The 24999-nt window shown below is 62.8% G+C and carries 22 protein-coding genes; 11 read left to right on the top strand and 11 right to left on the bottom strand.

Going from position 1 to position 24999, the window contains the following annotated elements; translation table 11 throughout:
- Window positions 1-22 precede the first annotated feature (22 nt).
- The 4 genes from F474_RS13045 (at window position 23) to F474_RS13030 (ending at window position 4138) form a co-directional block, all read left to right on the top strand.
- On the top strand, window positions 23-484 hold the full coding sequence (locus tag F474_RS13045; RefSeq protein ID WP_097085185.1) for a response regulator: 462 nt from the start codon (window positions 23-25) through the stop codon (window positions 482-484).
- A gap of 30 nt (window positions 485-514) precedes the next feature.
- On the top strand, window positions 515-2896 hold the full coding sequence (locus tag F474_RS13040) for a response regulator (RefSeq protein ID WP_097085186.1): 2382 nt from the start codon (window positions 515-517) through the stop codon (window positions 2894-2896).
- 58 nt (window positions 2897-2954) lie between these two features.
- A complete protein-coding gene (locus tag F474_RS13035) occupies window positions 2955-3266 on the top strand; it encodes a hypothetical protein (RefSeq protein WP_097085187.1) in 312 nt (103 codons plus the stop codon).
- 125 nt (window positions 3267-3391) lie between these two features.
- Complete coding sequence (locus F474_RS13030) at window positions 3392-4138, top strand: SDR family oxidoreductase (RefSeq protein WP_097085188.1); 747 nt, start codon at window positions 3392-3394, stop codon at window positions 4136-4138.
- A 71-nt stretch (window positions 4139-4209) separates the two neighbouring features.
- Here F474_RS13030 and F474_RS13025 read toward each other — a convergent pair whose 3' ends face one another.
- Window positions 4210-5586 carry an MFS transporter gene (locus tag F474_RS13025; RefSeq protein WP_097085189.1) on the bottom strand — a complete coding sequence of 459 codons (1377 nt, stop codon included), beginning with the start codon at window positions 5584-5586 and terminating at the stop codon, window positions 4210-4212.
- Between the two features lie 239 nt (window positions 5587-5825).
- Between F474_RS13025 and F474_RS13020 the strand changes: the two genes are divergently transcribed.
- Window positions 5826-6101 (top strand): hypothetical protein, encoded by a 276-nt coding sequence (locus F474_RS13020; protein WP_097085190.1) that lies wholly within the window; start codon window positions 5826-5828, stop codon window positions 6099-6101.
- On the opposite strand, the gene F474_RS13015 is transcribed toward F474_RS13020, so the two are convergent.
- Window positions 6095-7504: a sugar porter family MFS transporter gene (locus tag F474_RS13015; RefSeq protein WP_097085191.1), complete on the bottom strand. Its 1410-nt coding sequence runs from the start codon at window positions 7502-7504 to the stop codon at window positions 6095-6097. The genes F474_RS13020 and F474_RS13015 overlap by 7 nt on opposite strands.
- Window positions 7505-7630: 126 nt before the next feature.
- Between F474_RS13015 and F474_RS13010 the strand changes: the two genes are divergently transcribed.
- Window positions 7631-8254, top strand: coding sequence for a nucleoside/nucleotide kinase family protein (locus F474_RS13010; RefSeq protein ID WP_097085192.1), 624 nt, complete (start codon window positions 7631-7633; stop codon window positions 8252-8254).
- Here F474_RS13010 and F474_RS13005 read toward each other — a convergent pair.
- A complete protein-coding gene (locus tag F474_RS13005) occupies window positions 8248-9114 on the bottom strand; it encodes a LysR family transcriptional regulator (protein WP_097085193.1) in 867 nt (288 codons plus the stop codon). The genes F474_RS13010 and F474_RS13005 overlap by 7 nt on opposite strands.
- A gap of 83 nt (window positions 9115-9197) precedes the next feature.
- Here F474_RS13005 and F474_RS13000 point away from each other — a divergent pair, with 83 nt between their 5' ends.
- The gene (locus F474_RS13000; RefSeq protein WP_097085194.1) at window positions 9198-10226 is read left to right on the top strand and encodes an antibiotic biosynthesis monooxygenase; all 1029 of its coding nucleotides are present in this window, start codon (window positions 9198-9200) and stop codon (window positions 10224-10226) included.
- Window positions 10227-10331: 105 nt separating this feature from the next.
- Complete coding sequence (locus tag F474_RS12995) at window positions 10332-10562, top strand: hypothetical protein (RefSeq protein ID WP_097085195.1); 231 nt, start codon at window positions 10332-10334, stop codon at window positions 10560-10562.
- Between the two features lie 22 nt (window positions 10563-10584).
- On the opposite strand, the gene F474_RS12990 is transcribed toward F474_RS12995, so the two are convergent.
- From F474_RS12990 to F474_RS12970, 5 genes are all read right to left on the bottom strand, one after another.
- The gene (locus tag F474_RS12990; RefSeq protein ID WP_165830314.1) at window positions 10585-11442 is read right to left on the bottom strand and encodes a LysR family transcriptional regulator; all 858 of its coding nucleotides are present in this window, start codon (window positions 11440-11442) and stop codon (window positions 10585-10587) included.
- 207 nt (window positions 11443-11649) lie between these two features.
- Window positions 11650-11952 carry a hypothetical protein gene (locus F474_RS12985; protein ID WP_097085197.1) on the bottom strand — a complete coding sequence of 101 codons (303 nt, stop codon included), beginning with the start codon at window positions 11950-11952 and terminating at the stop codon, window positions 11650-11652.
- A 76-nt stretch (window positions 11953-12028) separates the two neighbouring features.
- A complete protein-coding gene (locus tag F474_RS12980; RefSeq protein WP_097085198.1) occupies window positions 12029-13432 on the bottom strand; it encodes an efflux transporter outer membrane subunit in 1404 nt (467 codons plus the stop codon).
- Between the two features lie 3 nt (window positions 13433-13435).
- Window positions 13436-14464, bottom strand: coding sequence for an HlyD family secretion protein (locus F474_RS12975; protein WP_097085199.1), 1029 nt, complete (start codon window positions 14462-14464; stop codon window positions 13436-13438).
- Window positions 14461-15972, bottom strand: coding sequence for an MFS transporter (locus F474_RS12970; RefSeq protein WP_097085200.1), 1512 nt, complete (start codon window positions 15970-15972; stop codon window positions 14461-14463). The genes F474_RS12975 and F474_RS12970 overlap by 4 nt, the downstream gene beginning before the upstream one ends.
- A 69-nt stretch (window positions 15973-16041) precedes the next feature.
- Here F474_RS12970 and F474_RS12965 point away from each other — a divergent pair, with 69 nt between their 5' ends.
- The gene (locus F474_RS12965) at window positions 16042-16827 is read left to right on the top strand and encodes an IclR family transcriptional regulator (RefSeq protein WP_097085201.1); all 786 of its coding nucleotides are present in this window, start codon (window positions 16042-16044) and stop codon (window positions 16825-16827) included.
- A gap of 106 nt (window positions 16828-16933) precedes the next feature.
- Here the strand turns inward: F474_RS12965 and F474_RS12960 are convergent, their stop codons facing one another.
- The 3 genes from F474_RS12960 to F474_RS22670 all read right to left on the bottom strand — a co-directional run bounded on the left by F474_RS12960 (window position 16934) and on the right by F474_RS22670 (window position 19499).
- On the bottom strand, window positions 16934-18079 hold the full coding sequence (locus F474_RS12960; protein ID WP_097085202.1) for an acyl-CoA dehydrogenase family protein: 1146 nt from the start codon (window positions 18077-18079) through the stop codon (window positions 16934-16936).
- A 25-nt stretch (window positions 18080-18104) separates the two neighbouring features.
- A complete protein-coding gene (locus F474_RS12955) occupies window positions 18105-19193 on the bottom strand; it encodes an enoyl-CoA hydratase/isomerase family protein (RefSeq protein ID WP_097085203.1) in 1089 nt (362 codons plus the stop codon).
- A gap of 132 nt (window positions 19194-19325) precedes the next feature.
- Window positions 19326-19499 carry a hypothetical protein gene (locus F474_RS22670; protein WP_097085204.1) on the bottom strand — a complete coding sequence of 58 codons (174 nt, stop codon included), beginning with the start codon at window positions 19497-19499 and terminating at the stop codon, window positions 19326-19328.
- A 153-nt stretch (window positions 19500-19652) separates the two neighbouring features.
- Here F474_RS22670 and F474_RS12950 point away from each other — a divergent pair, with 153 nt between their 5' ends.
- Window positions 19653-21689 carry an alpha-1,4-glucan--maltose-1-phosphate maltosyltransferase gene (locus tag F474_RS12950; protein ID WP_097085205.1) on the top strand — a complete coding sequence of 679 codons (2037 nt, stop codon included), beginning with the start codon at window positions 19653-19655 and terminating at the stop codon, window positions 21687-21689.
- 1 nt (window position 21690) lies between these two features.
- Window positions 21691-24990, top strand: coding sequence for a maltose alpha-D-glucosyltransferase (gene treS, locus F474_RS12945; protein ID WP_097085206.1), 3300 nt, complete (start codon window positions 21691-21693; stop codon window positions 24988-24990).
- Window positions 24991-24999 lie beyond the last annotated feature (9 nt).

Here is a 24999-nt window from a genome sequence, read left to right as displayed (position 1 = left end):
CCAATATTTTCACGAGGCACACATGCTCAAACCCATTCTGTTGGTCGAAGACAATCCCCGCGACCTGGAATTGACCTTGGTAGCGCTCGAGCGCAGCCAGTTGGCCAACGAGGTCATCGTGCTGCGCGATGGCGCCGAGGCGCTCGACTACCTTTACCGCCGTGGCGAGCATGCCACACGTGACGAGGGCAACCCGGCGGTCATGCTGCTGGACTTGAAACTGCCCAAGGTCGACGGGCTTGAGGTGCTCAAGGCGGTGCGCACCGCTGAGGAGCTGCGCAGCATTCCGATCGTGATGCTGACTTCCTCGCGGGAAGAGCCTGACCTGCAGCGCGCCTACGAGCTCGGAGTGAACGCCTACGTCGTCAAACCGGTCGAATTCCGCGAATTCGTGTCAGCGATTTCCGATTTGGGCGTTTTCTGGGCCGTGCTCAACGAGCCTCCACCCGGCTCGCTGCGCTTGCAGCGTCGCCCGCAATCCTGAGCCCTTTCCCGTACTGACCCCTTGGTGAACATGCCCGCGCCTCCCCTGCAGCTTTTGCTGATCGAAGACAGCGTCCGCGACGCGGAACTGACCTTGTTCACCCTGGAGCGAGCTGGCCTGGACATCCAGGCCACTACGGTCCACAACCATCAGGCAGCGGCCAAACTACTGCAGGCCCAGGCCTTCGATCTTATCCTGAGTGACGTGCTGCTGCCTGGCTCCTCGGGCGAGCAGGCCTTGAGCGTCGCTCGCGAACTGGCGCCGCTGACTCCTTTTATCGTTATCTCCGGGGTATTCGGCGAAGAGCACGCGGTCAAGATGATGCGTGCTGGCGCGACCGACTACGTACTCAAGCAGAGCCTGCCGCTGTTGCCCAGCGCCGTCAGGCGCGCATTGGCCGAGGTAGACGAGCGCCGGCAGCGCCAACGTGCCGAGCGCGACTTGCACGATGCCGAATCCCGTGCACGTATTGCCATCGAGGCGGCCCGGATGGGTACCTGGGACTTCGATCCGCGTACCGAATTGCTGATCTGGGATGCACGCTGCCGGGAAATGTACGAGCTCGACGAGCAAACACCGGTGAGCATGGAGCTGTTCTTCGACCGCCTTCATCCCGACGATCGCGCCCGCGTGGAGCGAGGTGTCGAGGAGTCATTGGCGAGCGCCAGAACCTATCAGGTCGATTACCGGGTCCGCCTGCCCACCGGAGCCGAGCGCTGGTTCAAGACCAGCGGTCGCTCCACCTTCGAAGAGGGGCGCTGCGTGCGCTTCACTGGGGTGGTGCAGGACATCACCGAGCAGAAGCAGGCCACCGAAGCGCTGGAGCGGCTGAACGACCTGCTCAGCGATCGGGTGCAGAAGCGCACCCGTGAGCGGGACCGCACCTGGGAGCTGTCGCGCGAATTGCTTGCAGTGATGCGTGCCGATACCACGCCCGAGGCGCTCAACCCGGCCTGGGAAGCGACCCTCGGGCTGACCCGTGCACAACTGGCCGGCATGCGCCTGGCCGACCTCACCCACCCTGCAGACCAGGCTGCCACTTCGCGTGAGTTGGGGCGGCTTGCCCTGGGTAACGTGTCCAGCCGCTTCGTCAACCGGCTCCGCCACGCCAATGGCGACTACCGCTGGATGTCCTGGACCATCGTGCCCGATGGCGAAATGCTCTATGCGGCGGTACGAGACATCACCAGTGAGCGGCAGGTCCTTGACACGCTCGCGGCGACCAATGAACGCCTACGCGAGCAGATCGACGAACGCGAGCGGGTCGAGGCCGCACTGCAACAAATGCAACGCCTCGAGGCGGTAGGGCAATTGACCGCCGGGGTCGCCCACGACTTCAACAACCTCTTGACGGTCATTCTGGGAAGCACTCACTTCCTGTTGCGTGACCTGGGCCGAGGCCAGACCGACCGCTTTGCCAGCCGCTTGCAGAATATCCTCGAGGCAGGCGAGCGGGGGGCACGGCTAACCGGGCAGTTGCTGGCCTTCAGCCGGCGCCAGCGCTTGCAGCCAGCGGCAGTGAACCTTAACGACACCGTGCAGGGCATGCTTGATCTGCTGCAACGCACGTTGGGCGGCAGCATCTGGATCGAAACCGATACCGCCCCGGCACTGTGGAGCGCATTGGTCGACGCCACTCAGACCGAGATGATCATCCTGAACCTGGCAATCAACGCACGCGATGCCATGCCCAAGGGCGGCGCGCTGCGCTTGAGCACCTACAACGAAACGGTCCAGGTACCTGCCAGGCGGCCAGAGGACCCAGAGCCGGGTGACTACGTGGTGCTGGCGATCCAGGATTCGGGCTGCGGAATGAGCGAAGCGGTACTGGCCAAGGCCTTCGAGCCATTCTTCACCACCAAGGAGGTGGGCAAGGGCTCGGGGCTGGGGCTTGCCCAAGTCTTCGGCTTCGCCAAACAGTCTGGCGGCGGAGTGGCCATTACTACGGAGGAGGGCCGGGGCACCACGGTCAAGGTCTATCTGCCTGGGGTATCGGGCCCGCAACTGCGAGAAAAGCCGGCTGAAAAGGCCGTGGCCGAAGCGCCGGGCCAGCAACATCGGATTCTGCTCGTAGATGATGACCCGGATGTCAGGAGCGTCACCGCTCTGCTGCTGGAAGGGCTGGGCTACACGGTGCTCGAGGCAGATGGCGCAGATCAGGCGCTACTGCGCTTGCATGAAGGTGTAGACCTGCTAGTGACCGACTACGCCATGCCGGGCATGAACGGTGCTCAGTTGGCCGATGAAGCGCGCAACCGACAGCCTGGATTACCCGTTGTGTTCATTACAGGTTATGCCGAGATTGGCGGGCTCGACCCCGGCCAGCAGCTGATCGTGCAGAAGCCCTACCGGGAAGAAGACCTTGCTGCTGCCTTGAGCCAGGCCATTGCCCGGCCCCTGCCGCAATCCTGAACCTTGCAGCCTCAGCCGGGTCTGTGAAAGTAAGGATCACTGCAAAAGAGGGCTGAGCATGACAGAGCACGGACGAGGCCACGAAGACTGGGTGGGCAACGATCACCTCACCAAAGTCCACGAAGAAACCTTGGGCAATGGCGCCCGTATTCACGTCACCGCGCGCCAGGTCGCCGACAAGCAGTACCGCGTGGAGATGCGGGTCCATGATTCCGGGGGGCAGTTGATTCACGAACAGATCGCCCGCAAGGAAGATGACCCGGGCCCTACCTCCGAATTGCTCAAATGGGGCATCGATCAAGCCAAGCGTCACGCTGGCGGGCACCGTGGCGCACCGATGGACGATCATCACCAAAAGACGCCTATCTGACAGCTATGCAGGCGGCCCCAACCTGATTATCCACGCAGGGGCCGCCGTCATTGCTGGCCTTGGGCCAGCTCCGTAGGGTAGCCTTGGCACCACTCGTGCGACTCACATACGGAGCGGTTCATTCGATGGGCAAGGTCATGGTCATCACCGGCGGTACCCGCGGCATCGGCGCGGCCACCGCTCGCCTCGCGGCGCGTGAAGGCTACCGACTCTGCATCAGCTACCAGACAGATGACGCACACGCGCGGCTGACCCTGGATCAACTGCACGCGCTCGGCGCGCGCGCCATCGCTTTCAAGGGCGATGCCAGCAACGAAGACGAAGTCATCCAGATGTTCAGCCGGGTAGACCACGAGCTGGGCCCTGTGACCGTGCTGGTCAATAACGCCGCTACCATTGCTGAGCAGAGCCGCTTGGAAGAAATGTCCGAGTTTCGGCTGCTCAAACTGATGAAAACCAACGTGGTAGGCCCAATGCTGTGTGCCAAGCATGCTATCGCTCGGATGTCATCGCGCCATGGCGGGGCGGGCGGCAGTATCGTCAACGTGTCTTCGGTCGCGGCTCGGCTAGGGTCGCCCAACGAGTATGTCGACTACGCCAGTTCCAAGGGGGCGCTGGATACTTTCACGCTGGGGCTTTCGAAGGAGCTGGCGGCTGAGCGTATACGCGTGAATGCAGTACGCCCCGGTTACATTCATACTGATTTTCATGCGCTCTCTGGGGACCCCCAGCGTGTCCATAAGCTGGAGAAAACGCTGCCCATCGGCCGTGGTGGCCAGCCTGAAGAGGTAGCTGAGGCTATCCTCTGGCTGGCGTCGGGTTTATCCAGCTATGTAACAGGCACCTTCATCGACCTGGGCGGGGGTCGCTAGAGCAGGCATTGAGAAACCCATAAAAAACCCGGCGCACTGGCCGGGTTTTTTATGGGCGTTGACTACACCGCTCAGGTACGAGCGGCTTGCATCCTTTGCGCGTCGTACTGGCTTTTTTCCAGCGGCTTAGCGTCGGGCATCCCCAGCTCCTGCATCGGGATGCGGTAGGTCTCGCGAGCCTTCCAGGCGGCCAGCGCGCAGATCACCGTGATCCCGAACGCTAGGGCGCCGATTGTGGCCGGCACGTTCTGCGAGCCGGGTGGTGCTACTGCGGCAAACAGCGCCGGAAGCAGGGCGGTGAACATGGTGCCCATGTTCTGGGAGATTGCCATGGCCGTGACCCGGTACCGCGACTGGAACAACTCGGGATAGAAGCTTGGGAAGACGGCATTGTAGCCTTGATACACCACACCCCACATCAGCAATGACATGCCGAAGGCCAGGGGCACGTTGTGAATGCTGATCGCGTAGAGGTACACGAACGAGAGCAGCCCGGAGCCCAGAGCGCCGCCAATGATCATCGGCCGCCGCCCGATCTTGTCGGACCAGTTGCCGACGAAGGGAATGACCAGCACTGCAACGATGTTGCCCACTACGGGAATCCACAAGTAGACGCTTTTCTCGAAACCGATGCCGTAGGCCGGCTGCACGGCGTAAGCTGCGCCGAAAATCGTGGCTACCACCGGAATCACATTCATCAGCGCCATGCACATCACAAGGCCCATGTTCTTCCAGTTATAGCGGAAGGCCTCGGCGATCGGTGATTTAGGCGTTTTCGAAGCGGCACCTTCCTGAGTGAAGACCGGCGTCTCATGCACTTCCTTGCGGATGATCAGGCCGGCAATCAGTACGACAGCGCTGAGCAGGAACGGGATCCGCCACCCCCAACTGTTGAAGGCATCGTCTGGCATGAAATAGGCCAGCGGCAAGAAGATCGCGGCGGCGAAGATCTGCCCGGCCTGCACGCCTTGCAGGGTGTAACTGGCGTAATACCCCCGGCGCCCGAACGGCGCGTGCTCAAGAATCATCGAGCTTGCCCCGGAGATCTCCCCTGCAACGGCAAACCCTTGGATCAGGCGCAGGATCACCAGGAGCGTCGGTGCCAGCATGCCCACTTGGTGGTAGGTCGGCAGCAGCCCCACGGCCATGGTGGCCAGGCCCATCAGGAACATGCACAACAACAGCACGTTTTTGCGCCCCCGTGTGTCACCCAGGTGGCCGAGCACGAACGCGCCGATGGGGCGCGCAACGTACCCTACGCCATAGGTTGCCAGCGAGGCGACGATTGCGATCTTGGGGTCGGTGGATGGGAAGAATATCTGCGGGAAAATCAGCGCTGCCGCCTGGGCGTAGATGAAGAAGTCGTAATACTCGAGTGCCGAGCCGACCCATCCGCTGGCGGTCGCTTTCTTCGCTTGGTTGGAACCGTGGGTGTCATGGCTGGCCATGGCGATCTCCGTTGTTTTTATTATCGAGCAAATGACCGTCGGTAATGCGCCAACAGGAAGGGGCAAAACTAACTGGGTGGTACATAGATACCGTTGAGCTTGATAGGTGTCAATGACAGGCCTGGCCGGCCCTCTGATAGCGTTCGATTAACGGACAGTCGCATACTTTAAACATAAAAAGAAACAAATGCTTCCAAGCCGAGGTCGAGATAACGATAAGCCTATGAGGATCGGCACACGTGGACAAGACAACCCTGGTAAGCAAGTTTCGGGACCTGGTTGCGGAGCTGGCCTACAGCGACGATGAGCATGCCTTGGTGCTGAGCACAGGCATAGCGCTGGGCTGGCTCAACGCGCTCTACTATCAGGGTTTGCTCGATGGGTTCGCCGAGTGGGAGCAACTCCACGGCGAAATCACTGAGGCAGCGGACAGCTGGCAAGCGCCGCCCCTGCAGGGTGTGGCGCGGGAAGGGGCGCGCATCGATGTGCGCGCCCTCATGCGGGGGCGTTACTGAGCCACAGGTGTGCGCTCGGCTGCCTGCTTTTCCTGGTAAGGATAGAAGCGCGATTCCCGAAGGGCGTGCTCGATCGATTCCAGGCTTCGGCCCCGTGTTTCTGGAACACAGCGGTAAATGAACACCAGCGAAACGATCGAGATGCCGGTGTAGAGCCAGAAAGTGTGGGCGATACCTAGCCAGGTCACCAGGCTCAAGGTGCTCAGGGTTACCAGCAGGTCGAAGAACCAGTGGCTGAAGGCTCCCACGCTGGCCCCCTTGCCTCGCACGAACAGGGGGTAGACCTCGGCGTTGATAAGCCAGATGCACACGCCAAAGCCCCCGCAGTTGAGCATCAGGTAAGCCGCCAGGCAGGCAACGGCGAGGTAGCGTTGCGCATCGGTGGAGGGCCCTGCACCTTGGAATAGATAACCCATCAATGCCAGCGCAACGATTGAGCCTGGGATCATCCACAGCAGGTAACGGCGGCGGCCGACCTTGTCGACCAGCCAGCTGCCGATCACCGTCATCACCACCACCAGCAGAGTGCTGGCACCAGTGGCGAGCACGGCCATTTCGTCGCTGAAACCGGCCTTGGTCAAAATCGTGGGCGCGTAGTAGATCAACGCGTTGTTGCCAGTGATTTGGGAAAACATCGAAATGCTCGCGCCCACGATCAGCGCCGGGCGCACCCAGGGATTGAACAGATCGCGCCAGCTTCCTTCGGGCTGCTTGAACGCCACTTCACGGATCTCTTCGATTTCGGCACGGGCCTGGGCGGGGTTGCCCCTCACCCGATTGAGCACCTGCTCGGCCTCAGCTTCCCGCTCCTTCATCAGGAGCCAGCGTGGGCTCTCGGGGAGCACTGCCATGCCAGCCAGGAGGATCAACGCGGGCACCACGCCCAGCCCGAACATCCAGCGCCAATGTTCGCCCAGTGCAAAGCCTGTGAAGTAGGCCACGCTAATGCCGAACACCACCATGAACTGAAACAGCACTACCAGCTTGCCGCGGTGCTCTGGCGGGGCCACTTCGGCGATGTACACCGGAATGATTTGCGTCGAGCTACCTGCCGAGAGCCCCAGCAAGATGCGGGACAAGATCAACAGGGTCACATTGCCAGCCATCGCCGACAGCAGCGAGCCAACGGCGAACACCACCGCGACCAGCACGATCGCGCGGCGCCGGCCGAAGCGGTCGGACACCGGGCCAGTGCCCAGGCAACCGAACAGAGCGCCAAAAATGATCCCGCCGGTCACTAGTTGCTTGAGGGTGTCGTCCAGCGCAAACTCGCGGCCCAGGCCGAGCAGGGCAACGCCGATCACGCCGGTGTCGTAGCCAAACAACAAGCCTCCCAGCGCGGCGATCACGGCGATCAGGATGACCAGCCGTGGATTGGCCTGTGTATTGTTATTGAGGGTCATGCACGTCTCCTTGTACAGCGCCCGGCCTGGGCGCTTGGGCTACTGACGCCGTAATTGAACTTTGGTGCCCTAAACTTGTTAGAAAATTTGTCTATTTGAAACGATTCAGCCATAGGAAAATCCAGCATGCAGCTACCATCCTCACTGATAGAGCGGGCGCGCGCGCTCATGGAACGCTCACCGCGGGTGCTGCTCGGCATCGCTGGCGCTCCCGGCGCCGGCAAGTCGACCGTCGCGCGGTTGCTCGCCGAGGCCATCGGGCCTAGTGCGGTGATCGTACCGATGGATGGCTTTCATCTTGCCAACCAGGAGCTGGCAAGGCTTGGCCGCGCGGCACGCAAAGGCGCGCCAGACACCTTCGACGCCGCCGGCTATCGAGCATTGCTGGCGCGCCTGCGCAAGCCCAACGCGCAAGAGGTGGTCTATGCCCCTTTTTTCGATCGGGCGCTGGAGGAGGGCATTGCTGGCGCCATCGCCGTTCCTGCCGAAGCGCATTTGGTGATCAGCGAAGGCAATTACCTGTTGCTGCCAGAGCAGGGCTGGGCGCCAGTGGCCGAGTTGTTCGATGAGTGCTGGTATGTGGCCGTGCCCGGTGAGCTACGGCGCCAGCGGCTGGTCGAACGCCATTGCCGTTTTGGCCGTACCCTGGAACAGGCCAAGGCTTGGGTGCGCGACACCGATGAGCCCAACGCAGTGTTGATCGAAGCGCACCGGCATAGGGCTGCGCTGCAGGTACCGTGGGATCAGTGAGCCTTACAGTGCTGGCGCAGTGCATCAAACACATGGCTTACCGATGGCTGTGCCCGGCAGTCAGGCCGCATCAGCAGCCACAGAGCGCTGTCGCAGCCGCGAGTGTCGGCTTCCAGCACCTGCAGCGGTGCAGCCACCAGCCAGGTGGGCAGCAGCGCCAGCCCCAGCCCTGCCAGCGCCAGCTGTGCCAGGGCATGCAGCCCATGCGCCTGGCAGGCGACCTGCGCAGCGGGAAACTGCGCTCGCCGCCACGTAGTGGTGGAGTGCTCGCCGCCCTCATCGCGCAGCGCGATCCAAGGTAACGCGCCAGGGGCGTCCTGATCGATCAGCCGTGGATGGCCGCACATTACATAGTGGACACCGGCCAGGCGTTGGCCGATCAGGTGTAGCGGTGGCTGATCGGTGATACGGATCGCGAGGTCTGCCTCGTGGCGGCTGAGATTGGCAAAGTGACGCGTGCTGTCGAGCAGTAGCTCGACACCGGGCCATTGCGCCATGAACCTTCCCAATGCGGGCGCAACCAACGCCTGCAACACGGCCTCGCTGCAGGTCAGGCGTACGGTTCCCCGAAGCGCCTGGCTGCCTTCCTGCACTTCGCCCCGTGCCTGTTGCAGTGCCTGTTCGGCCAGCTCGGCCTGGCGTGCCAGACGCTCGGCCAACGGCGTTGGGCGGTAGCCACTGCGCGGTTTTTCAAACAACTGCGCCCCCATGGCTTTCTCCAGCCGATGGATGGCCCGGAACACCGTGGAAACATCCTGGCCAAGCAATACCGCTGCACGGGCGAGGCTGCCCCCGCGTTGCAGGGCAAGGACCAACTGAAGGTCAGAGTGTTCAAGACGATAGTGCGTAGCTGCAATCACGGTTTGTGCTCTGGCTGATATTCATTGCAGGTGCGCAAGCTTACAGTCCGTCGAGCGTTTTCGACAGCGACAGGAGCAGCGATATGAAGATTGGCTTGATAGGGGACTTCGACCCCCAGATAGTGGCCCACTTGGCCATCCCGCGAGCCTTGGCGATGGCGGCCGAAGTGCTGGGTGAGCCTGTCACCAGCCAATGGCTCGCCACCGATAGGCTCGGGCGGGTGATGGTTGAGGAGTTCGACGGCCTGTGGGTCGCACCGGGAGGCCCCTATCGCGACGGTGAGGCCGTGGTGGATACGCTCAAGCAAGCCAGGCTTTCTGGCGTGCCGGTACTGGGTACTTGCGCCGGCTTTCAGCACGGGGTGCTCGAGTTTGCCCGGCATGCCCTGGGCATGGCCGACGCCGTGCACGCCGAATGGGCGCCCCAAGCGGGCAGGGTAGTGATAGCGCCATTGGCCTGCGCATTGCGAGACACTTCCAAGCAGGTTCGCCTGCTACCGGGTTCGCGCCTGGCGCGGGCTTATGCCAGTGTTGAGCTACAGGCCGAGTTCAACTGCAGTTACGGCTTGGCACCGGAGCTGGCACAGGCTCTGGAAGCGAGCGATCTGAAACCTGTGGCCTGGGCGGGCGACGGCCAGGTATTGGGCTTTGAACTGGCTGGGCATCGGTTTTTCTGTCTCACGCTGTTCCAGCCGGAGCGAGCTGCGCTCAACGGCCGCGTACCGCCTGCGGCCCTGGCGTTGCTGGAGGCGGCGCAGGTTTACCGGCACTCCCGCGCAACGGCGCTCGCAACGACGCCTCTGCCGCCGTATACCGCCGTCGTTTTCAGTTCGCGGCGAGCACCCTACGAAGCGGGCTATAACGCTTGTGCCGAGCGAATGATTGAGCTGGCCCGCGAACAGCCCGGTTTTATCAGCGTTGAGAGCGCTCGTGGCTTGGATGGGCTGGGCCTGACCGTTTCGTATTGGGCCGATGAGGCATCTGCTGCCGCCTGGCAACGCGATGCCGAGCACCTGGCGGCACAGCGGTTGGGCAAGGCAGTCTGGTACAGCGATTACAGGGTACGGATCCTGCGCTGTGAGCGTGAGTATGGGCCTGCGCCGTTGCTGTGATCGGGTTGGCAAACCACTCGCCGTCTCGCGCTAGGTAAAAGAGCTGCCTTGCTGTAGGCTCGCGGTTTTTAGCCATGTGCTGTGCCGACGCAGGAGGCGCGCTCAGTGAAACACGATGACAGCCGCTTACGGCGCGCCAAGATGGGCGAGCAGATGGCAGAGTGGGGCCGGCAATGGGCACTGGAAGCCGATATGGTTCGGTGCCCCTTCTGCCATAGCGTACAGACCGCCAGCCACGCTGACCGCTCGTTCGTCCACGACCCGGGATGCAGGGCCGTGGCAGCGGGTGATCAGTACCCATGGCGGGCGCTGGCCTGGATACTTCGCGAGCTCTGAACATCCCGCTGGGGGGCTACGGCTAGCGCGCTTGCAAAAACGCCAATACCGAACCTACTGCAGCATGCGCCCCTTCGCGCACCACCAAGGCCGATCGCCGCTGCAACGCAGGCGCAAGCCCAAACTGCAATACCCCGTTGGTGTCCGCGGGGGCCTCACTGGCAGGTAGTACGGTTACCCCGGCACCCTCTCGCACCTGTGAGGCAGCCGCCCTCCAGCCCTCAACCGTCGCCCGCACATCTGAAAGTTCGAGCCCTGCACGTTCAAACAACGGTCGCACTTGCTCTGGGTGGGCCAGCACGAAGGGCTGCCCGGCCAGATCGCCCAGGCTCAACCGAGTACCCCGGTCGCGACGGGCAAATGGGTGGCCGGCCGGCACCCAGGCCAGCCACTCTTCTTTGCCAAGTGCCAACGTCTGCCTTTGCAGGGGCGTGTCGGGTAGCAACGCTATATCCGCAGCGCCTTGGGCCAGCCAACGCTCAACCTCCAGCGTCGTGCCCCAGAGCTGTACGATTTCTATCTGCGGGTAGGCGTCTTTGAAGGCCTGTAACGGCTCGGCCAGTGCATCGGCACTGGCACAGGGTACGCAGGCCAAGTGCACAGCACCGTGATGATGGCCGATGCGCTGCGCAACTTGTTCGCGGATCCCGTCGAAGGCCTCGAGCATGCGCCGGGCGCCGGCGATCACATCTGTGCCTAGCGCGGTGGCGCGAGCAGGGCGGGGTTCGCGATTGAGCAACGTGGAGCCCAGCGCTTGTTCCAGCTGGCTCACGGCCTGGCTGGCAGCGGAAGTCGTCACACCATGCAAGCGAGCAGCCTGGCTGAAACTGCCGGTGTCGGCAACTGCCAGCAACAGGCGCCAGTGGTGCAGGTTCATCATGGAAGCGTCTTCCTTGAGTGGCATGAGCGGGGCATTCTACGGGCAGAGAGGCATTCGACGGGGGATGAGGGGGAAAGTTGCTGGCCCAGGGGGTATTTGAGGCCTAGGGAACCTGGACGTCGTGCGGGATCTGGTCAAGCGAAGGCGGGCAAGTTGCTGCCCGCCCATTCAGCGTTCCCCACAAGGCAATGTGGGGAAGGGACGTGCTCATTGCTGTTTGACGTCGCCCTTGGGCTGGCTTTTGCCACCTACCGCGCCACTGCCTTTCTGAGTGCCATGGGTATCGTGGCTTTGCTTGCTATGGCCTTGCGGGGTGCGCTGCGGGTCTGGAATGGCCGCACCGCCGTTGGCGCCGTCACTGGCCGAGCTGGGGTTGGCCTGGGTGCTTGGGTTACCAGTGTTATGCATGGGCTCATTGGAAGCGCCGGCCTGGGGTTGGGCCGCCAGAGCGGTGAGCGAAGCCGCAGAGAACAGCGCGGCGAGGGCGAGGCTGGCGATTGGCTTTTTCATCGATCTTTTCCTTGGCAGGGTGAGTTATGTCTTTGGTACCGCCCATCGGAATTGGTGCCACAGTCACGACGAACGGTCAGCCCTGTCGCGGCCATCCGCCAGCCAACGCCTTGTACAACCTCACCCGATCCAGCGCCACGTGGGTGCTGCTGGCAACCTGCGCGCTCTGGGTGTCAAGTAGAGCACGCTGCACGTTGAGTACGTTCAGGTAGTCGGTAGCACCTTCGCGGTAACGCTGGTTGGCTGCTTTGAACGCTTCACTGTTCTGCTCGACCGCCTCGGTCAATGCTGCGTAATGGCGTAGCTCGGCCTGATAGTCGCTCAAGGCACTGGCCACTTCGTGCCAAGCGGCCAGCACGGTGCGCCGGTAGTCTATCGCTGCGGCCTGCGCCTGCTGCTGGCGCAGCGCCAACGTCCCAGTCAACCGGCCGCCCTGGAACAGCGGCAGGTAGAGCGTGGGGCCGTAATGCCAGTCTCTGGCCTCCCAATCTCCCAGGTTGGCGCCTTCCAGGCTTTGCCAGCCGAAGCCTGCACCCAAGGTGACCCGCGGATAGAAGTCAGCTTCGGCCATGCCGACTTCAGCCGTTGCCCGGTGCAGCGCAGCTGCGGCTCGGCGAATATCCGGGCGTCGTTGCGCAAGCTGCGACGGCACGCCCATAGGTACATCTGCACTGGGGCTGGCAAGCGGGCGCGGGCTGCCAAGCGCTGCCTGCAGGGCACCAGGCGGCAGCCCCTGGAGGTAGCTCAAGGCATTGATCAGCCGGGTCTGTTCAGCCTCCTGCGGTGCCACCCTCGCCTGGACGGTGGCGACCTGGGCGGCGGCATTGGCGACGTCCAAGTGAGTGGTCACCCCGTTCTCGAAACGAGTGCGGGTCAGTGCCAAGCTCTGCTCTGCAATGCTGAGGTTGTGGCGGGTAACCTCCAGCTGGGCCTGCACACCGCGCAGGCGCAGGTAATCGCTTGCCGCCTGCGCGGCCAGGGACAATGCCAGGGCATCGCGGTCGGCCTGGCTGACCTGCACCTGCGCCTGAGCGGCTTCCATCGAGCGTCGCACACGCCCCCACAGGTCGGGCTCCCAACTGGCGTCAAGGCTGGCGCTCCACAGTTCGAAGGGGGCCTGGCCGTCGCGGCCGGAGGGGTCGTTCAGGCCTTCGCTGCTGTTTCGTTCGCGCTGGTAACTGCCGCCGCCGGCCAAGGCCGGTACCCGCTGAGCACCGCTGACCTGCAGCAGGCTGCGGCTTTGTGCCAGTCGATTGCTAGCGCTTGCCAGGTCCAGGTTGGCCTGCACAGTGCGCTCGACGACCTGCCTCAATTGATCATCGCCCAGATTTTGCCACCATCGCGCGTCCAAGGGGCGTGGCTCAGTGCTCGTTGCCCATTGGTCCGGCAGCGCGGCGGCAGGTGGCTGGAAGTCCGGGCCTACGCTGCAACCGGCGGTGGCCAAAGCAACAGTGGCAAGCAACACATGAAAAGTGCGCATCACTCAATGCTCCCGCGCTACGTTCACATCCACCACCACCGACATTCCGACTCGCAATGCCTTCAGCGCCTGTGCGGGGTCGTCGAAGCGAACCTTAACCGGAACGCGCTGCACGACTTTGGTGAAATTGCCCGTCGCATTGTCGGCGCTGATGGCCGAGAAACTCAGGCCGGTCGCGGGCGCCAGGCTCTCCAGGTGGCCGTGGAAGACCCTGTCGGGATGGCTGTCTACTCGCAACTCCACGCTCTGGTTCGCTTGCATCTGAGCCAGTTGCGTTTCACGAAAATTGGCGATCACGTAGAGGTCATCCAGCGGTACTACGGCCATTAGGGGGGTGCCGGGCTGCACCCAGGCGCCTACCCGCGCGCCGCGCTGGCCGACCATGCCGTCGAACGGCGCGGTGATGCGGGTGTAACCCAGATTCAGTTGAGCCTGGCGTTCTGCGGCCTGGGCACGGGCCAGGGTGGCTTGAGCCACCTGGCGTTGGGCTTTGAGTACATCCAATGCTCGCTCGGTCGCCACTTGTGCCGCTGCATCACGCTCACGCGCTGCCTGCGCTGCCAGCAACTCGGCATGGGACCGCTGCCGGTCCTGCTGGGTACCTGCGCCTGAATCGGAAAGGTTGCGGTAACGCTGGGCGTTGGCCTGGGCGAAGCCGAGATTGGCTTCGGTGGCATGCACGGTGGCGCGCGCCTGGCGGATCAACGCCCCTTGGCGGTCAATGCTGGCTTGCAGGTTGGCCAGTTCGGCACTGGCGCCCGCCACATTGGCCTGGGCTGCCGCAAGCGCTGCCTGAAAATCGGCATCATCCAGCCGTGCGAGCAATTCGCCACGGTGGACGCGCTGGTTGTCTTCAACGGCCACTTCGGCGATCTGGCCCGACACGCGCGGCGCCACTAGCACCGAGTCGGCGCGGATATAGGCATCATCGGTGCGCTCGTGGCCGTTGCTGGTCAGCAGGTGCCAGGCGGTGTAGCCGGCACAGGCCACCAACGCCAGGCACAGCAGGGTTATAGCACTTCTGTGTTTCATGAGGGGACCGGAGGTTGCGGTGGGTAGGGGCGGGCGGGTAGCGTCAGCAGCACTACCAAGGCCAGGGCGATGATTGCCAGCAATGCCAGGTAGGCATCGGCGTAGGTCAGCACGAAGGCTTGTTCGCGGGCACGGGCCGCCAGGTTCAGGTTGGCCTGGGCGGGCAGTGCCAGGCGGTTGTTCATGGCCTGGTCCAGCAGGTGGTTGCTATGAAAGTGCTCCCGCCAGGTGACGAAGTTTTCCAGCCCCACCCCTGCCAGGCTGGCGCCCAGGCCGCGCAGGCTGTTGACCATCGCCGAGGCGAATGGCCCCTCATGGGGTGCGATCACGCCGGTAGCGGCCATCAGCAGCGGCACCACCACCATCGGCTGGCCGAACATCTGCAGTATCTGCCAAAGGTAGAAGTCATCGCGTACCCAGGCGCTGGTGAGGTGCGCATTGCCTAAACAGGCGATCGCAATCAAGCCAAGGCCCAAAGCGATGACGTAGCGCGCGTCCACGCTGTTGCGGTTGATTGCCCAGGCCACCAGGGGGGCGATCAGTAGCTGTGGCAGAGCGATAGTGAGCGCCAATGGCATCGTCTGTATCGGGCGGTAGCCCTGCACATGGCCAAGGTATGCTGCCGGCAACGCGCTGCCGGCCAATGCGATGAATACGAACAGCATCAGGGTGAGGATGCCGTAGCTGAAGTTGCGCCGCGCCAGCAGTTGCACGCGAAATAACGGCAGCGGGTGATACCACTCGTTGAGTACGAACAACGGCAGGCACACCGTTGCCCCCAGCAGGCACAGCACAACCAGTGGCGAGGCCAGCCAATCGAGGCGATCGCCCTGGGTCAACCCCACCACCAGCAACGCCAGGCCGCCCACGCCGAGCAGAGCGCCGCGCCAGTCGAGCTGCCTGAAGCGTTCCAGGCGCAAAGGGTCCTGGGGCAGGCCATAGGCGATCAGCGCGCCCCCAATGCCGCAGGCAGGCACGATCTGCCAGAACAACAGCCGCCAATCGCTGCCCTCGGCCCATATGGCGGCCAACGGCAGTGCCAGGTTCGGGCCGAAGGTGGCAGTCATGGCGTAGGCAGAAAGCCCATAGAGCTTGTAGTGCCAAGGCAAAAAGCGCAGCGCTACGGTCATCAGCAAAGGCGGCAGGAAGCCCCCGGCCAAGCCTTGCAGTATCCGCAGCAGCAATAGGCTGGCATAGTTCGGCGCCAGCGGGCTGAGTACGCCCAACAGTGCAAAAGCAAAGGTAGCGACCAGGGCGAAACGGCGCAGCGAAAAGGTCACGGCCAGCCACGGGGCGATCAACATCGCCGAGACTTCCGACGCCGCGTACGCCGAGCTGATCCAACTGCCCTCGTCGTGGCCCAGGCCAAAGTTGCCGAGCAGGTCGGCCAAGGCAATGTCGGTCACTCGGTCATTGATACCGGAGGCCAATGCTGCGATCAGTACGCCTACCAGCCCCAGCGTCAGGCGGGGGGTGAAAGGCGTCGGCGCAGGAGGGGTGAGCGTCATTTGCACTGCGTAGCCACAAAAATCTAAATTCGATACAGTGTATTGCCAGATGGTACAGACGAGCAAGCCATGACCGATCAACACAAAGGCGGCATCCAGGTGATTTCCAGGGCGGCTGCGATCCTGCGGTGCCTGCAGGATCAACCCGAAGGCCTGAGCCTTGGGGCGATTGCCAAGCGCATCGACTTGCCGCGCTCGACTGTGCAGCGCTTGGTCGATGCATTGGCCCTGGAACAACTGCTGGAAGTGCAAGGCGCGGCAGGGGTGCGCCTCGGGCCGGCACTGATGCGGTTGGCAAGCCATAGCCATGTGGACATCCTCAGCCTGACTCGCCCGCACCTGGAGGCGTTGGCCCAGGACACAGGCGAAACCGTGGTGCTGGTGCAGGCGGCCGGGCTGGAGATCCTGATTCTGCAATCGGTAGTGTCGCGCCAGACACTGCGTGTGGCGCCAGGGGACGGCAGCTACCTGTCGATCTATGCCACTTCTGCGGGCAAGGTGCTTTTGTCGCGTATGAGCGATGCGGCAGTGACCGCGTTATTGGAAGGGAAGATGCAGCGCCTGACTCCCAATACCCGCACCCTGGCGCAACTGTTGGTGGAGCTGGTGGCTATTCGAGCTGAGAATTTCTCCTGCGATATGGAAGAGCACTTGCCCGGTGTCGGTGCGATGTCGGTGGGGGTGGATACGGCTCAGGGGCTGTATGCACTGAGTGTCGTCGGGCCTGCAGCCAGGATCGACGGTGGAAGGGCGCGGTTGCGGGCATTGCTGGAGGCGTGTGCTCTTCGGATCGAGGGCGGCGCACGCGGGGCTGGCGGATTGCTTCGAAGCGAAGGGCCCCTTGCGCCCATGTGAACGTGACGCCCGGCCTGCCAGGGCCTTGGCGACAACTGCGAAATAGCGGCCGCCCGGCAGAGCACATGCAAGCCGGGCAGCGGGGTCAGCCTGGGCCCTGCTGCGATTATCCCTTTGCTAACTCTCGGGCGATGACCATCCGCTGGATCTCGCTTGAGCCTTCATAGATCTGGGTGATTCGCGCATCCCTGTAATACTTCTCGACCGGGTAATCCTCCAGATATCCATACCCGCCGTGAACCTGAAGGGCTTTGGAACAGACCCATTCGGCCGCCTCCGAAGCGAACAGCTTCGCCTGTGAGGCCTCGCTCAGGCAGGGCAGGCCGGCGGTTCGAAGGCGGGCAGCGTGCAGGGTGAGCAGCCGCGCTGCATTGATGCGGGTGTGCATGTCGGCAAGGTGATTGGCCACGCTTTGATGTTCGGCGATTGGCTTGCCGAACTGCTCGCGCTCAAGGGCATACGTGCGCGCTGCTTCCATCGCTGCGCGGGCTATGCCTACAGCCTGGGCTGCGATGCCAATGCGCCCGCCTTCCAGGTTCGCCAGTGCAATGGCGAGGCCTTTACCGCGCTCGCCGAGCAGGTTGCCTGCCGGAATGCGACAGGCCTGCAGGCTGATTGCGCACGTGTCTGAGGCTCGGATGCCCATTTTGTGCTCGCAGCGTTCGACCACGAAACCGGCGGTGTCAGTGGGCACCAAAAAGGCCGAAAGCCCTTTCTTGCCCAAGGCAGGGTCAGTGACGGCGAACACGATCGCCAGGCCTGCACGCTGGCCGTTGGTGACGAACTGCTTGGCCCCATCGAGCACCCAGTGTTCACCGTCGAGCACGGCACGAGTGCGCAGGTTGTGCGCTTCGGACCCCGCTTGTGGTTCGGTCAGGCAAAAGCAACCGATCACTTCGCCGCTGGCCAGGCGCGGCAGCCAGGTGTCCTGCTGGGCCGGGGTGCCAAATTGCAGGATCGGCCCGCAGCCTACGGAATTGTGAACGCTCATCAGGGTGCCGACCGCACCATCGGCTGCCGAGATTTCTTCCACTGCCAGGGCATAGGCGACATAGTCGAGGTAGCTGCCACCCCATTGCTCGGGCACCACCATACCTAACAGTCCCAGTTCGCCCATCTGCCGCACAAGGCCATCCTCTATCCACCCTGCAGCTTCACAAGCGCGGGCGCGAGGTGCGACTTCATGCAGGGCGAACTCGCGCGCCATGTCGCGGAACATCACTTGCTCTTCAGACAGTTCAAGATCGTGCATCACCGGCTCCTAGTGGCGTGCCTGTTCACAGGCCTTCGAAGAATGTTTCCCAATCAGCGGGCGCTAGCTCATCCAGGCTTGAATGGCGCCAATGCGGTTGCTTGTCTTTGTCGACCAGTTGCGCACGCACTCCCTCAAGAAAGTCACCATGCTCTAGCCACAGCTTGCCTACATGGGTTTCTTGGGCGAAACAGGCCTCAAGGCTTGCATGGCGCCCACGCCGCAGCATCTGCAAGGTCACCGCCAGGGCTAGCGGCGAACGCTGCTCAAGCAGGTTGGCGGTCGCCAATGCCCAGTCGCGGCTAGCCCCCAGGTTGACTTGCCGCAACTGCTGCTGAATCGCCGCAACATCGGGCTGGGCGAAGAAATGATCGATGGCTGGGCGTAGCTCGGCCAACGGCGGCTGGGGCAGGGCCTGGGTTCCAAGCCGAGCGAGCAGGTTCTGCAAATCCTTGAGGGGGGTGTCGGTCCAGCGAATGTCGGCCAGGCGTTGAGTAAGCTCTGCCAGGCGCACACGTGGCACATGCCAGTCGGCAAGCCCGCAGTACAACGCATCGGCAGCACCGACACGCTGGCCGGTCAGGCCCAGGTAGGTGCCCAGCTCGCCTGGTATACGTGACAGAAAATAACTACCTCCCACGTCGGGGAAAAAGCCGATGGCGGTTTCCGGCATGCCCAATTGGCCGTGCTCGGTCACTACGCGTAATTCACAGGCCTGCGCCAGGCCCATTCCGCCGCCCAAGCAATAGCCGTCGATCACGGCCAACAAGGGTTTGCGATACTGGTGCAGCAACAAGTCCAATGCATATTCTTCGGTAAAGAACGCCTCGTGCAGGCCGTGGCCGCCGAGGTAGCTGTCGTACAGCGCACGAACGTCGCCGCCTGCGCAAAATGCCTTTTCGCCGCTGCCGCGCAGGACCACTGCGTATACAGCGTCGTCCTGAGCCCAGCGCTGAAGGGCAGTGGTGAGCCGACGTACCATGTCCAGGGTCAGGGCGTTCAGCCCGGCAGGGCGGTTCAGTGTCAGGAAACCGATGTGATTGCTGACCTGTGCCACCACATGCGGATCGAGACCGGTACACGTGGGCAGTGCATTCATTGCGTTTACAGTCATCGTGAGCGCCACTCCAGGTGCGGTTCATGCCAACCAGCGGGGGCATGCTGCCAGCGCATCCCTGCGCGGGCAACGGGCACTCGCGCAGGCTTGGGCTGCATTTTTGCCATGCCCAGAGCGTAGCTGATCCGGTCAGTTCCGGCTTGTGGGGTCCTGGTAGGGGGGCTCCGCGCTCGGCGGGTCGCCCACCGGTGGGCTGACCGGTGGCGGCGCTACCGGGTCTGGGTCCTGTTCGGGAGCCGGCGGCGGAAGATTCGGGTCGTCGATATTCGGGTCGGGGGTCTTGGCGGGGGTGGGGAGAGTCATGGCTACAGGCTCCTCGTTCGGTTAAGGCGGCAAGTTGCCTGACGGTGGACCACACTCAGTGCGCAACGATCCCGCTGAACTTTCATTGCAACCCCGCCTTCGAACCCAGAGACCCTTCAATAGCGCGCCCGCCGGCGCAAGGAGCCCAAACCCATGGCAGCAGATCAGCCCTTTGAGCAAGGCCCGGTAGCCGCGCACAGCCACGGCCATGACAGCCCCCTGAGCCTGTCACAGGCGCTGTTGCTGCCGCGCATCGCCATCGAGGCGGTGAGCCCGGTATTGGAAGCTGGCGCTTTTGCAGTCAAAGGCTTGGCTGGGCGGACCGAGACGGTCGATGCCAAGGTCTTTGCCGACGGCCATGACAAGCTGGCGGTGGTCCTGCGTTGGCGGCGCGCGGGCAGCGAGGCTTGGCACAGCGTATCGATGCAGGAGTTGGGTAACGACAGTTGGCAAGCCCGCTTCACGCCTGAAGAGGTAGGCCGCTATCTGTTCTGTGTAGAGGCTTGGAAAGACGAGTTCGCCACCTACCGCTATGAGTTGGAGAAAAAGTACGCTGCCGGCGTGAACGTGGAGCTGGAGCTCGAAGAAGGGCGGCTCATGCTTCAGGGGGCGCAAGAGCGCGGCGAAGGCAACCTGCGCCAGCAATTACGCGAACTGCACGACAGGCTGGCGTCCCTTGGCGTGGATGAGAAAGTTGCGCTTCTGCTGGGTAGCGACACGCGCGCGCTCATGGCGTTGGCCGACCATCGCCCGTTTTTATCCAAGAGCCCTGAGTACCCGTTGGAGGTCGAGCGCTCGCTGGCCGAGTTCGCCAGTTGGTATGAGCTGTTTCCGCGATCGATCACTGACGACAAGGCCCGTCACGGCACCTTCAATGACGTGCATGCACGGTTGCCGATGATCCGTGACATGGGCTTCGATGTGCTGTATTTCCCACCCATCCATCCCATTGGCCGTGCTCACCGCAAGGGGCCGAACAACTCCCTCACCGCCGGGCCCGACGATGTGGGCAGCCCATATGCCATTGGCAGTGCCGACGGCGGCCATGAAGCGATTCATCCGCAGTTGGGCACTCGCGAGGATTTCCGGCGGCTGGTCAAGGCGGCGGCTGAGCATGGTTTGGAGATTGCCCTGGATTTTGCCATCCAATGTTCGCAGGACCACCTCTGGCTCAAGGAGCATCCGGGTTGGTTCTCCTGGCGCCCGGACGGCACCATCCGCTACGCCGAAAACCCGCCGAAGAAATACCAGGACATCGTCAACGTCGACTTCTACGCCGCCGATGCGGTGCCAAGCCTGTGGCTGGCCTTGCGCGACGTAGTCTGGGGCTGGGTACAGGAAGGCGTGAAGATCTTCCGCGTCGACAACCCTCATACCAAGCCCTTGCCGTTCTGGCAGTGGCTGATCGACGACATTCGCACGCAGGCGCCTGAGGTGATGTTTCTCGCAGAGGCGTTCACCAAGCCTGCAATGATGGCGCGCCTGGGCAAGGTGGGTTATAGCCAGAGCTACACTTACTTCACTTGGCGCAATACCAAGGCCGAGCTCAGCCAGTATTTCGCCGAGCTGAACGAGCCGCCGCTGGCTCACTGTTACCGACCGAATTTCTTCGTCAACACGCCGGACATCAACCCCTACTTCCTGCACGAATCCGGGCGCCCGGGCTTTCTGCTGCGTGCAGCGCTGGCGACCATGGGCTCAGGGCTCTGGGGTATGTATTCAGGCTTCGAACTCTGCGAGTCGGCCGCAGTGCCAGGCAAAGAGGAATACCTGGATTCGGAGAAATACGAAATCCGCCCGCGCGATTTCACCCAGCCCGGCAATATCATCGCCGAGATCGCACAACTCAACCGCATTCGCCGGCAAAACCCGGCATTGCAGACGCATCTCGGGTTCACCGCGCTACCGTGCTGGAACGACCAGATCCTGTATTTCGCCAAGCGCACACCTGACCGCAGTAACTACATTCTGGTAGCAGTCAGCCTCGACCCTCACAACGCTCAGGAAGCTCACTTCGAGCTGCCGCTGTGGGAGCTGGGCCTGGCTGACGACGCAGCCACCCATGGCGAGGACCTGATGAACGGCCACACCTGGACCTGGTACGGCAAAACCCAATTCATGCGCATCGAGCCCTGGCACCTGCCGTTCGGCATCTGGCGCATTACTGCAGCCCCCGAGATAGGCCGCTGAGATGGCGAAGAAGCCCCGCACGACTGCGTTTTTGAACGACCCGCTCTGGTACAAGGACGCGGTGATCTACCAAGTGCACGTCAAGTCGTTTTTCGATGCCAACAACGACGGCATCGGCGACTTTCCCGGGCTGATCGCCAAGCTGGACTACATTGCCGGCCTCGGCGTCAACACCCTGTGGCTACTGCCATTCTTCCCGTCGCCACGGCGCGACGACGGTTACGACATCGCTGAATACAAAGCCGTACACCCGGACTACGGCACGCTGGCCGATGCCCGGCGGCTCATCGCCGAGGCGCATAAGCGGGGGCTGCGGGTGATCTGCGAGCTGGTCATCAACCACACCTCCGACCAGCACCCGTGGTTCCAGCGTGCACGCCGGGCGAAAAAAGGTAGCAAGGCGCGGGATTTCTATGTGTGGTCCGACGACGATCACAAATACGACGGCACCCGTATCATTTTCTTGGACACCGAAAAGTCCAACTGGACCTGGGACCCGGTGGCGGGGCAGTACTTCTGGCACAGGTTTTATTCCCACCAGCCTGACCTGAACTTCGACAACCCGCAGGTGATGAAAGCGGTGATCGGGGTGATGCGCTACTGGCTGGACATGGGCGTCGATGGCCTGCGCCTGGATGCGATTCCGTATCTGGTCGAGCGTGACGGGACCAACAACGAAAACCTGCCGGAAACCCACGCGGTGCTCAAGCAGATCCGTGCGGAAATCGATGCCAATTATCCTGATCGCATGCTGCTGGCCGAAGCCAATCAGTGGCCGGAGGATACCCAGCAGTATTTCGGCGATGGCGAGGGGGACGAATGCCACATGGCGTTTCATTTTCCGCTGATGCCGCGCATGTACATGGCCATCGCTCAGGAGGACCGTTTTCCGATTACCGATATTCTGCGCCAGACCCCTGACATTCCACCCAAGTGCCAGTGGGCAATCTTCCTGCGCAACCATGATGAGTTGACGTTGGAGATGGTCACGGACCGGGAACGCGACTACCTCTGGGATTACTACGCCGCCGATCGGCGTGCGCGCATCAATCTGGGGATCCGCAGGCGCCTGGCGCCCTTGCTGGAGCGTGATCGCCGGCGCGTTGAGCTACTCAACAGCCTGTTGTTGTCGATGCCCGGCACGCCGACCTTGTACTACGGTGACGAGATCGGCATGGGCGACAATATTTTTCTGGGTGACCGCGATGGCGTGCGTACGCCCATGCAGTGGTCCATTGACCGCAATGGCGGGTTCTCTCGGGCGGACCCCGCCCAGTTGGTGCTTCCACCTATACAGGACTCGTTGTATGGCTACGCTTCTGTCAATGTCGAGAGCCAGGACCGCGACCCCCATTCGCTGCTCAACTGGACCCGGCGCATGCTGGCAGTGCGCAGGCAGCAGAAGGCGTTCGGGCGTGGAACCCTGCGGATGCTGGCGCCGAGCAATCGGCGGATTCTGGCTTATACCCGCGAGTACATCGACGAACAGGGCCATGCCGAGACGATCCTCTGCGTTGCCAACCTGTCGCGAGCGGCGCAGGCCGCAGAGCTGGAACTCAGCGCTTTCTCCGGCCGCGTACCGGTAGAGATGCTTGGCGGCAGCGCCTTCCCGCCGATCGGCCAGTTGCCCTTTCTATTGACTTTGCCCCCTTACGCTTTCTACTGGTTTCTGCTCGCCCCGGAGAATCAAATGCCCAGTTGGCACGTCGAAGCGGCTGAGCCGCTCCCTGAATTTGCGACATTGGTACTCAAGAAGCGGCTTGAGGAGCTACTTGAGGCGCCCAGCCGCCAGACGCTGGAAGATATCGCCTTGCGCCAGTACCTGCCCAAGCGGCGGTGGTTTGGTGGCAAGGACCTGCCCGTCGATCAGGTGCGAATCGTCTATGGCGCCCGCTTCTCTGCCTTGCCATACCCGGCGCTGCTCAGTGAGATCGAAGTGGTTCAGGGCGAGCAGGTTAGCCGCTACCAATTTCCCTTCGGCCTATTGCCGGAAGAGCACATCAATACGGCCTTACCTCAGCAGCTGGCCTTGGCGCGAGTACGGCGGGGCCGCCAGGTGGGTTTGATCACCGACGGGTTTGTGCTGGAGAGCTTCATTCACGCCGTTGTGCAGGGGCTGGCGCAAGGTACCGTGCTGCCTTGCGAAGAAGGCCAGCTGCATTTCAGCGGCACTGAGCACCTCTCCAGCCTAGCGCTGGGCGAGGCGCCGGAAGTCCGCTACCTCAGTGCCGAACAATCCAACAGCTCAGTGGTCATCGGCGCGGCTATGGTGTTGAAGATGATCCGCAAGGTCAGCGCCGGCGTTCACCCGGAGCTTGAAATGGGCGCATTTCTGACCGCAGCGGGTTATGCGAATATCTCACCATTGCTGGGGTCGGTCAGCCGGGTCGCCGAGGACGGCACGCCGCACCTGCTGATGATTGCCCAAGGCTATCTCGACAATCAGGGCGACGCCTGGCAATGGACCCAGAACAACCTTGAGCGTGCCGCTCGCGACGCGCTGGAGCAGGCACAATCCGGCCAGGACGCCCATTACGATGCGCTGGCAGAGTTGGAGGCATTCGCCGGCTTGCTGGGCCGGCGGCTGGGCGAAATGCACGTGGCGCTGGCAGCGTCCACAGACGACGCCGCCTTCGCCGCGCGCGCCAGTACGAAAAAAGATGCTGAACAATGGACCCAAAGCGTATGCGCGCAGGTCGAACGTGCGCTAAAGCTTATAGACCAGAACAAGGATGCTCTCGCTGATGACGTTCGCCCTCTCGTGGCCACAGTGCTTGCCCAGCGTGACGCATTGCTCGACCGCGTGCGCCTGTTGGCCGAAAAAGCCCAGGGTGGGTTGATCATGCGCGTTCACGGGGACCTGCACCTGGGCCAGATTCTAGTGGTTCAAGGCGACGCCTACCTGATCGACTTCGAGGGCGAGCCGGCCCGGCCACTTGAAGAGCGGCGCGGCAAATACAGCCCCTACAAAGATGTGAGCGGCGTGCTTCGCTCCTTCGACTATGCCGCGGCCATGGCGGTACGCAATGCCCCTTCGGTGCACGCCACAGACGGTGTGCGCGAGGCGCGCCAGCGCGTTGCAGCAGATTACTACACCCGCTCCACGGAGGCTTTCCTGGCCGCTTATGAAGAGGCTACCGCCGCGGTACCGCACGCCTGGGTTGATGCCCAAGGCGCGCAGGCGGCCTGCACCTTGTTCAGCCTTGAAAAAGCCGCTTACGAAATTGCCTATGAAGCCGAAAATCGGCCGGGATGGTTGGCCGTGCCCCTGCAAGGGCTCGCCGGCCTGCTCGAAGCCTGACAGGGAGAT

The sequence above is a fragment of the Pseudomonas sp. URIL14HWK12:I12 genome (assembly GCF_003097135.1).
Taxonomy (GTDB): domain Bacteria; phylum Pseudomonadota; class Gammaproteobacteria; order Pseudomonadales; family Pseudomonadaceae; genus Aquipseudomonas.
The sequence above is the reverse complement of the archived record's forward strand: the minus strand, read 5'-3'. Positions and strand labels throughout refer to the sequence as shown.